Source organism: Mesorhizobium sp. M7A.F.Ca.CA.001.10.2.1 (assembly GCF_003998575.1).
GTDB lineage: Bacteria > Pseudomonadota > Alphaproteobacteria > Rhizobiales > Rhizobiaceae > Mesorhizobium.
In genome coordinates this window covers 1-4,016 of record NZ_RZQY01000578.1, presented here as the reverse complement: position 1 = coordinate 4,016, position 4,016 = coordinate 1, and the positions used below count along the sequence as shown (strand labels likewise).

General features: G+C 65.1%; 4 protein-coding genes and 1 riboswitch. Of the genes, 3 read left to right on the top strand and 1 reads right to left on the bottom strand.

The annotated features are described in order from the left end of the window. On the bottom strand, nucleotides 1–619 hold a 619-nt coding region (locus tag EN964_RS27645; protein ID WP_127276987.1), incomplete at its 3' end, for a thiamine diphosphokinase. A gap of 87 nt (nucleotides 620–706) precedes the next feature. Further along, nucleotides 707–821: riboswitch (TPP riboswitch) on the top strand. 43 nt (nucleotides 822–864) lie between these two features. On the opposite strand from EN964_RS27645, the gene thiB reads away from it, so the two are divergent. The 3 genes from thiB to EN964_RS27625 form a co-directional block, all read left to right on the top strand. Next, on the top strand, nucleotides 865–1,863 hold the full coding sequence (gene thiB / locus EN964_RS27640; protein WP_127270154.1) for a thiamine ABC transporter substrate binding subunit: 999 nt from the start codon (nucleotides 865–867) through the stop codon (nucleotides 1,861–1,863). 251 nt (nucleotides 1,864–2,114) lie between these two features. Continuing rightward, a complete protein-coding gene (gene thiP / locus EN964_RS27630) occupies nucleotides 2,115–3,740 on the top strand; it encodes a thiamine/thiamine pyrophosphate ABC transporter permease (RefSeq protein WP_127270156.1) in 1,626 nt (541 codons plus the stop codon). Then, nucleotides 3,733–4,016 (top strand): ATP-binding cassette domain-containing protein (locus EN964_RS27625; RefSeq protein WP_127276985.1); only part of this gene is annotated, 284 nt, incomplete at its 3' end. The genes thiP and EN964_RS27625, both read left to right, overlap by 8 nt.

The following is a 4,016-nucleotide window of genomic DNA, read 5'->3' as shown; positions in this document are numbered from 1 at the left end:
GAGCGAGCAGCGTCGCGCGGCCATGGCCGAGCGCGATTTCGAGGCGGCCCTTGATCTCGTTGGAAATGGTCAGCGACGAACCGAAGGCCACCTTGACGTGGTTCAGCGGCCATTTGGCGCCGGTGACGGTCAACCCGGCAAGCTCGGAAAAGCCGAGCACCGAAAACAGCGTGCCATCGGCATAGTCGAAGCCGGCCGTTCCGCGCAGCAGGGGAATGCCTTCCTGGGCGCCGCTGGTCAGGAGCACATCGGTCCCTGCTTCGGCCAGGCGCAAGGCAAGCGCCAGATGCAGGAAAGCGTGGTCGGCTCGCTTGCCGCCGAAAGCACCTGCTAGCACCAGGCGGGTCGCGCCGCGCTCGAGTGCGGCGGCGATGGCCAGTTCGCCATCGGTCTGGTCCTTTTCCGCCGGGAAGGTCCGGCGAGGCACGGAAGCGAGATCGTCAGGCAGCTTGGCTGGCACGGAATCAAAATCACCCACCCACAGCTCCGGGACAAGGCCGAGCAGCCGTGCATGGCCGATGCCGGCGTCGGCGGCGATGACGCGGGAGCCTTCGACCTGACGGTCGAGCCGTGGCGTGCGGATGAGATCGCCGCCAAGCAGGATGGTGAATGTGCTCATATCGTGTGGCCCTTACCAGCCCGGCACGGGAAACGGAAGGCGGCAAACTCCCACTTGCGTGGCGGATCGGCCCGGCCTATGTGTCGAAACGCTCTAACGGGGTGCCGGACGCGATCTTCGCGGACCGGCTGAGAGGCAGTCTCGCCAACCCGCTGAACCTGATCCGGTTTGTACCGGCGGAGGGATTAGACGTTTCGGACAGTCCGACGCCTCAATTCCTTTCAATTCGAACGAAGGAGGCGCCGATGCGCACGCTTTTATACGCTCTTGTTTCAGCAACGGTCGTGGCCTTGTCCGGACCGGCCTTGGCCAAGGACAAGCTCACCGTCTACACCTATGAGAGTTTTACCGCCGACTGGGGTCCGGGTCCCGTGGTGAAGAAGGCGTTCGAGGCCGAATGCGGCTGCGATGTCGAGTTCGTCTCGGTCGCCGACGGCGTCGCGTTGCTCAACCGCGTCAGATTGGAAGGCGCATCGACCAAGGCCGATATCGTGCTTGGCCTCGACACCAATCTCACCGCCGATGCCAAGGCCTCAGGCTTGTTCGCGCCGCATGGCGGCGTAACTGATGTCAACGTGCCGGGTGGCTGGAGCGACGATACTTTTGTCCCCTTTGACTACGGCTATTTCGCTGTCGTCTACGACACCGAGAAGCTGAAGAACCCGCCGAAAAGCCTGAAAGAGCTGGTCGAAGGCAGTGCCGACGACAAGATCGTCATCCAGGATCCACGCACCTCGACGCCGGGCCTCGGCCTGCTTCTGTGGGTCAAGTCGGTTTATGGCGACAAGGCGCCGGAGGCCTGGGCCAAGCTCAAGCCGAAGGTGCTGACCGTGACGCCGGGCTGGAGCGAGGCCTATGGGCTGTTCACCAAGGGCGAGGCGCCGATGGTGCTGTCCTACACGACGTCGCCGGCCTATCACATGATCGCCGAGAACACCGGGCGCTACCAGGCGGCCTCCTTCGAGGAGGGCGAGTATCTGCAGATCGAGGTGGCGGGTATCACCACGACGGGAGCCAAGAATCCGCTGGCGGCCAAGTTTATGGCCTTCATGACCGGGCCTAAATTCCAGGATGCCATTCCCGAGACCAACTGGATGTTCCCGGCCGGCAAGACCGACAAGCCGCTCAATCCGGCCTTTGATAAACTGGTCAAGCCGACCAAGACCTTGCTGTTCAGCCCGCAAGAGGTCGCTGCCAATCGCAAGGCCTGGGTCGATGAATGGCTTGCGGTGATGAGCAAGTAGGGCGCGAGCCGCGTCGCATGTTTGCGCCAAGCCGCCCCCCTCTGGCCTGCCGGCCATCTCCCCCTCAGGGGGGGATATCGGCAGCTTTATCGCCTCTCTTAGTCCTGCCACTCTTGAGAATAGCGAAGGCGGCTGAGTGCGCAATCTCCCCCCTTGAGGGGGAGATGTCCGGTAGGACAGAGGGGGGTGGGCTGGGCCTTCGCCAGATATTCCCCTCGATCAATACCCGTCGCAGGGTTGGATAGCGCGAGATGCGTACGCGCCATCCAGCCGATCCCCGCGTCAGCGCCGGCATTGTCGCGCTTGCCGCGATCGCGCTGCTGATCGGCGGCGCGTTTGCCGGCCTGCTTTTCGAGGGCGCCCACGATTTCTCGGGCGCCTGGGCAGCCTTCGATCCCTATCTGCTTCGCGTCATTCGCTTCACGCTCTGGCAAGCGGCGCTCTCGACGCTGCTTTCGGCCATCCCGGCGCTGTTCGTGGCGCGGGCTCTGTCGCGACATCCACGTTTCTTCGGCCGCGCCTTCATCCTGCAGATCTTCGCCGTGCCGTTGGCGCTGCCGGCTATTGTCGCAGCGCTCGGCATTCTGGCGCTTTATGGCCGTGCCGGCTATTTCGCCGGCGTGCTTGCCCTGATCGGCGGCGGAAGCTGGCCGGGTATCTATGGCCTGTCCGGCATCCTCGTCGCCCATGTCTTCTTCAACCTGCCGCTGGCGACGCGGCTGTTCCTCGAGGCGCTGCAGACCATACCGGCCGACCAATGGCGGTTGGCGAGCCAACTCGGCATGGCGGCGCGGCCGGCGTTCCGGCTGATCGAATGGCCAACGCTGCGCGCCGCATTGCCCGGCGTCGCCGGGCTTGTGTTCATGCTCTGCATCACATCCTTCACGATCGTGCTGACGCTCGGCGGCGGGCCGGCCGCGACGACGCTGGAGGTCGGCATCTACCAGGCGCTGCGCTTTGATTTCGATCCCGCGCGGGCCGTTACACTGACGCTGTTGCAGATTGCCCTGACCTTTATCGTTGTGCTGGCCCTGACGCGCCTGGGCGCCAATGTGGTCGGCGACACCAATTTGCCGGTCGCGCAACGTCGGTATCTCTCAGTCCATCGGAGCGAGACCTGGTTGAACGCGCTACTCATCATCCTGGCGCTGCTGTTCGTCGTTGGGCCGATGGCGGCAACCGTGATGGCCGGGTTGGGTGCGGATCTCGGCCGGTTGGCCGGTGAGGCCACTGTCCGGCAGGCAACGCTGACCAGCGTGGTGCTGGCCTTCCTGTCGGCACTGCTCTCGGTGATGCTGTCGCTGGCGCTGACCATGGCGCGGCGGGCACTGGCGCTGAACCGCCGTGCCGGCGCAAAGACACTGCTCGAACACGCTGCCGATACAGGCGCCGGCTTTGTCCTTGTCGTGCCGCCGATCGTCGTCGGCGCCGGCTGGTTCCTGTTGCTGCGCCATGCCGGCGATGTCTTTGCCATCGCCCCGGTCATGGTCGTCACCGTCAACGCGGTGATGGCGATGCCATTCGCCCTGCGCGCCGTGCGTCCCGCCTATGATGCGGCGAGCGAGCGTCACGAACGGCTCTGCGCACAGCTCGGCATTGCGGGCTGGAACCGGCTGATGCTGGTCGACTGGCCGTCGCTGCGGCGCCCGCTCGCCACGGCCTTCGCTTTCGCCATGGCGCTGTCGCTGGGCGATCTCGGTGTCATTGCCCTGTTCGGCAGTGATTCCGTGCAGACATTGCCCTACCTTCTTCTGGCACGGATGGGCAGCTACCGCACCGAGGATGCCGCCGGCCTGGCACTGCTGCTCGGCCTCGTCTGTCTCGCGTTGATCGTGGCGGCGCACTGGCTGGGAAGGGAGAAGGTCCGCGATGCGTGAGAGGGCGGCCAGCAGGCTCGAGAAGGGCGCGCCGGTGCGGCTGGACAAGGTGTCGTTCAGTTATGGTGAGGTGCCACTTGTCTTCGACGTCGAGTTCGCCACGGCGAAGATCACCGCCATCATGGGTCCGAGCGGTTCGGGCAAGTCGACGCTGCTCAATCTGGTCGCCGGCTTCGAGACCCCACAGTCGGGCCGCGTGCTGATCGGCGGGGCCGATGTCAGCGCCGAGCCGGCCTCGGCGCGGCCGGGGGCGGTGGTGGTCCAGGAGAACAAACT